The following is a 4,750-nucleotide window of genomic DNA, read 5'->3' on the forward strand; positions in this document are numbered from 1 at the left end:
TAACGCCTCGTATTGTTTCTGGCATAGCAGTACGGACATCCAACAGTGCACCCTATAACAAGATTCATGTTCTGAATCTGATCTTTAATACAGATACTCATTTGTCACTCCATTCCTCAAGGTTTACCCTGATGCGGTTAAGATACTCTTCAAACTGAAGAATCTCTTTATCCGTAAAATCACGATAATAAATATTCCCCATCTCATTTGATACGGAGTCATAAGCTTCTTTAAGTTCTTTGGCTTTATCTGTGAGGAACAGAAGAGTTTTTCTCTTATCAGCTTCATCAGTTTTGCGGCTTATCAGTCCGTTTTTTTCCATCCGCTCAAGCATGGTTGTAAGTGAAGTAATTGCAAGTCCGCTTTTCTCGGAAATAATTTTAATAGGAACACCATCTTCCTGCCATAAGACATAAAGAATCCTTCCCTGAGCTCCGTTAAATGCATCAATGTTTTTTTCTGCCAGTATCCTTTCAAATATACGATCACCCAGCTGTTTTATTTTTGTAACAAGAAATCCACCATTTGTCTTCATAATTAAATACTCCTATATCGTAGTTTTATACTACGATATAGGAGTATTTGTGTCAAGCACACATATCATAACTTCGTATTTTATGTTCTATCATTCATCTCGAAAAACCTGAATCTGATAACGTGTTCCATCTGCTATAGCGGAGTTGGAGAATAGCACCTGCTGAACCATCGCCTCCCGCAAACCGCGTATTGTATGCCAATTTTACCTTACTTCTTTTACCATCATATTGATAACTATAAGCAGTATGACTACCGAAATCCATATGGTTTTTATCCCAATGATTCCGGATATTACTCCGCCAAATCCTGCTCCTATAGCAAATATCAGAATGATTCCAAAGAAGTGAAATGATTTGTACAAAGATTGTTTGTTTTTGTCTCTAAGGTATTTAGAAAGGCTCTCTGTTCCACTTCTCAGATTTCCAATGCACATGGTACTTGCATATCCATATCCATGTACTTTTCTAAATGTTTGCACCTGCATGGAACATGAAAATGACACAATCATATTTGCTATCATATTCATATCCATGGGGAGAAGTCCGACAATGCTAAGCGCAATCATTTCAATTATTATGATAATCTGTCTCCAGTGGATTTTTTCAGCACATTTATACTCGTTTTCAATTCTCTCTGCTATAAAAATCCCAGCAGCAAACGAAAAAAGCGGACACATATAGTGTAACCCCTGCATAAAATTACCCTGCATCAGGTTCTGACTCATTAAAACAACATTGCCGGTCTGTGCATTGGCAAAGACTTTATCCCTCATATTATATGTATACGCATCCTGTAATCCTCCTGAAAAGGATAATAATGCACTTAATCGAAAACTCTCAGATGTCTGCATATTTCTCCTACATATTTTATTATCGCGGAATAGTTACTCATGAATGTAATTCTTTTATTTCATGAGTTTACGGATCGTCTTCAATAATTCGTCCACGATTTCTTCATCGTCATTTTTTATGCCGTCCGTAACGCATCCTTTCAGGTGATATCCAAGAAGTTCCTGATTAAAGCCGTCTATTGCTGAGGCTGCAGACATGGACTGTTGAAGGATGTCGTTGCAATATACGTCATCCTCGATCATTTTTTCCAGGCCACGTATCTGCCCTTCCAGACGTTTCAACCGGTTGGTCAGAGCCTTTTTCTGTGCTGCTGTTCTGACTGTCTTTTTATGTGCCATAAGTAATCTCCCTATTATTCATATGTTGACTAATAGTATCATATCCCGGCTATTTATTGTACAGAAACAACCTTATAGCCAAGATCTTCTATCTCCTTTATCAAGGTGTCATCCTCTACCTCTTTTTCGTACTTCACAACAGCTTGCTTCTTTTTGAGGTTCAGTTTTGCAGATACGCCATCAATTCTGTTGATAGCACGCTTAACACGATTGGTGCAGTTTTCACAGTGCATCCCGTCAATCATGAACACCTTAGTTTTGATTACAGTTCCTGAAAGCTTTTTATCCGGTTCTTTTACACTGGAACTGCCTCCGCCACAGCATCCACCTTCGCCTTTAAAGTGTTTTATAGAACCTCTTAGCGCAACAAGCAGGATAACAACAAGTATAGCAATGATAATGATATTAGAAGCCATTCATTTCTTCACCTCTCTATTTCTCTTTACAACTATTGTTTAAGCGCATTCCAAGTAGTTAATTATCTTTTCCCTTATAAACTGCATCTTTTTAACTGTATCCGGATTATTGCTCTTAAATCCGAGCAGTCTGTATATATATCCCTGACTTTTGACCTGCCTGATACTCTCAGGGAATACAAGTCCATATACAAAAGAAATATGCCCAAGGATATAATCGATTCCGGTTTTCGAGTATGTTCTGTCTATATTTCCGGATCCCATAATGTCTTCATAAACTTCATCAGTTATGTACGAATCCGTAAAGGCTTTTTCCGGCAGATCGTAAATCTCTGTTCGCGGTGTCTCGCAATTAACACGTATAATGTCAATCTTATCTGCATCACGCAAAATTTCACAGAACATCCGCTCCCTGTCCGTCTGACCATCAGGAAGAATATATACATTGTGGTAACGGATGACTTTTTCCATCATTTCTCTGTCCATCTTTCTATCCGGATCAAACCTGTCTATCAGCTGTTCGTCCTTAAATAGCAGGTCTGCAGACAGTTCCGCGTGATTAACTGATATTCGATCCTGAAATGTATGATACCTTCTAAGCTGCTCAAAACGGCCTATATCATGAAGTATTCCTGACAGCCACGCGAATTCGCAGTCCTCCTCCGGAAGCAGAAGGCTTCTGGCGATTATTTCGCATAAATCAGCTACGCGATACGTATGATCTATCTTCAGCTTTACTTTCACATCTTCCGGATTATATTGATCCGTATATTTTTTAAACTCAGTCAAAATATTATTTCTGTCCATATGTACTGATTATTCCATTTCCAGTGTTTTATAGTTTTTCTAAATCACATACTTTTAGCAATCTTTACCAGCCTGCTTGTGCCAAGTCTGTGTGCTCCAAGTTCAATAAATTTCTCAGCATCTTCAATTGATGCAATACCGCCTGATGCCTTGATCTTGATATTTGGACCACAGTGTTTTGCAAAGAGTTCTATATCTTCAAAGGTTGCACCGCCTGTTGAGAAACCTGTTGAAGTCTTGATATAGTCTGCCTTTGACTGCGTAACAATCTCACACATCTTGATCTTCTCCTCTTCTGTAAGAAGGCAGCACTCAATGATAACCTTCATGGTATGGTCGCCACAGGCTTCTTTGAGTTCATTGATCTCATCAAGAACAAACTTATAATTCTTAGCTTTCAGCTCCCCTATGTTTATAACAATGTCGATCTCTGTTGCTCCGTTTGCAAGCGCATCCTTTGTCTCAAAAACCTTGGATGCAGTTGTTGTATTTCCATTCGGGAATCCGATTACTGTTGTTATAGGCATATCAGGGCCCATATACTCACGGGCTTTCTTCACATAATATGGAGGAATGCATACGGAAGCCGTATGGTACTTCATACCATCGTCGCATATCTCTTTTATCTCATCCCATGTGCTTCCCTGAGCAAGCAGTGTGTGATCAACCATCTTTAATATTTCTTCAAGTTTCATTCGAGTATCCTCCATTCTTCGACCTAAGGGTGGTACCGCTTGCGGTGGATTCCCTAGGTCCATCCAAAAATTTCATAGTCTTTTTGGTTCATAATTTGACAATAAATACGGGACGACAAAATAGTCCCCCCTACCATTTGCAATATATACTAGGGGGGGGAGTATTTGTCAACGCCTATTTTTCTTTTACCATATTCCCATTACATGCTGCATCAAAAGGCTGACAACTGTTATTCCGATCCAGCAACAGCCGCCAAGCAAAATCGGCTTCCCACCTGATTTAATTAGTTTGATTATGTTACTGTTCAAGCCAATAGCAGCCATGGCCATTATTATAAAGAACTTGCTAAGTTCCTTAAGTGGCTTAAAAACATAAGAAGGGACACCTGCTCTCAAGCAAATAGTTGTGATAATTGAAGCAATCACAAAGAAGACTATGAACATCGGAAATGCTCTTCTAAAGCTAAAGCCATTTGTCGAACTTCCATCCTTTTTTGCTTCCCTTGCCCTCAGATACGCAAGTACCAGTGTAATAGGTATGATAGCCAGTGTTCTTGTAAGCTTGACCGTAACTGCCTTATCAAGAGTCTGACTCCCCAGGTTCCACATACTATCCCAGGTTGATGCAGCTGCAGTGACGGAAGAAGTATCATTAACTGCAGTTCCCGCAAAAATACCGAAAGCCTCTCCTGTTGTGATATCAAAACCTATAAGCTTTCCCAGCGAAGGAAAAAGAAGTGCTGCCAGCACGTTAAAGAAAAATATCACAGAAATTGCCTGTGCCACTTCATCATCATCCGCATCAATAACAGGAGCCGTAGCTGCTATTGCTGAGCCGCCGCATATTGATGAGCCAACTCCGATAAGAGTAGCTGTGTTTCCTTTGATATTCATAACCTTATGAAGAATCCATGATAGGATAAGCGATGTTGAAATCGTGCAGATAATTATAGGAAGTGACTGTTTTCCGGTCTGAAGAACGACCGAAAGATTCATACCAAATCCAAGGAGGACAACAGCCGCCTGCAGAATTATCTTTGATGTAAACTTTATTCCATCAGCCGCCTTCCCCTTGTCATTCCAGAACAGGGCTATTATCATGCCCA

The 4,750-nt window shown here is 39.7% G+C and carries 7 protein-coding genes and 1 pseudogene; all 8 read right to left on the bottom strand.

Going from position 1 to position 4,750, the window contains the following annotated elements:
- A pseudogene (locus tag G602_RS32120) lies at positions 1-101 on the bottom strand (radical SAM mobile pair protein A); the annotation flags it as partial.
- Positions 98-535 carry a radical SAM mobile pair system MarR family transcriptional regulator gene (locus G602_RS0116945; protein WP_013282512.1) on the bottom strand — a complete coding sequence of 146 codons (438 nt, stop codon included), beginning with the start codon at positions 533-535 and terminating at the stop codon, positions 98-100. The gene G602_RS0116945 and the pseudogene G602_RS32120, both read right to left, overlap by 4 nt.
- A gap of 204 nt (positions 536-739) precedes the next feature.
- Positions 740-1,387 (bottom strand): YoaK family protein, encoded by a 648-nt coding sequence (locus G602_RS0116950; protein WP_044932612.1) that lies wholly within the window; start codon positions 1,385-1,387, stop codon positions 740-742.
- Positions 1,388-1,441: 54 nt separating this feature from the next.
- Entirely contained in the window at positions 1,442-1,726 is a 285-nt protein-coding gene (locus G602_RS30665; protein WP_022762007.1) for a metal-sensing transcriptional repressor, read from the bottom strand.
- Positions 1,727-1,779: 53 nt separating this feature from the next.
- Positions 1,780-2,142 carry a heavy-metal-associated domain-containing protein gene (locus tag G602_RS0116960; RefSeq protein ID WP_022762006.1) on the bottom strand — a complete coding sequence of 121 codons (363 nt, stop codon included), beginning with the start codon at positions 2,140-2,142 and terminating at the stop codon, positions 1,780-1,782.
- Between the two features lie 39 nt (positions 2,143-2,181).
- Positions 2,182-2,949: an HD domain-containing protein gene (locus G602_RS0116965; RefSeq protein ID WP_022762005.1), complete on the bottom strand. Its 768-nt coding sequence runs from the start codon at positions 2,947-2,949 to the stop codon at positions 2,182-2,184.
- Between the two features lie 44 nt (positions 2,950-2,993).
- Entirely contained in the window at positions 2,994-3,644 is a 651-nt protein-coding gene (gene deoC / locus G602_RS0116970; RefSeq protein ID WP_022762004.1) for a deoxyribose-phosphate aldolase, read from the bottom strand.
- Positions 3,645-3,830: 186 nt separating this feature from the next.
- Positions 3,831-4,750: YeiH family protein (locus G602_RS0116975; RefSeq protein ID WP_026660015.1), on the bottom strand; the 920-nt coding region annotated here is incomplete at its 5' end.

Source organism: Butyrivibrio sp. AC2005 (assembly GCF_000424145.1).
In the GTDB taxonomy this organism is placed as follows: Bacteria; Bacillota; Clostridia; order Lachnospirales; family Lachnospiraceae; genus Butyrivibrio.

Coding starts and splice junctions, on each gene's coding strand:
- G602_RS0116950 (WP_044932612.1), bottom strand. CDS start 1,387: ATGCAGACATCTGAGAGTTTTCGATTAAGTGCATTATTATCCTTTTCA.
- deoC (WP_022762004.1), bottom strand. CDS start 3,644: ATGAAACTTGAAGAAATATTAAAGATGGTTGATCACACACTGCTTGCT.
- G602_RS0116965 (WP_022762005.1), bottom strand. CDS start 2,949: ATGGACAGAAATAATATTTTGACTGAGTTTAAAAAATATACGGATCAA.
- G602_RS0116945 (WP_013282512.1), bottom strand. CDS start 535: ATGAAGACAAATGGTGGATTTCTTGTTACAAAAATAAAACAGCTGGGT.
- G602_RS30665 (WP_022762007.1), bottom strand. CDS start 1,726: ATGGCACATAAAAAGACAGTCAGAACAGCAGCACAGAAAAAGGCTCTG.
- G602_RS0116960 (WP_022762006.1), bottom strand. CDS start 2,142: ATGGCTTCTAATATCATTATCATTGCTATACTTGTTGTTATCCTGCTT.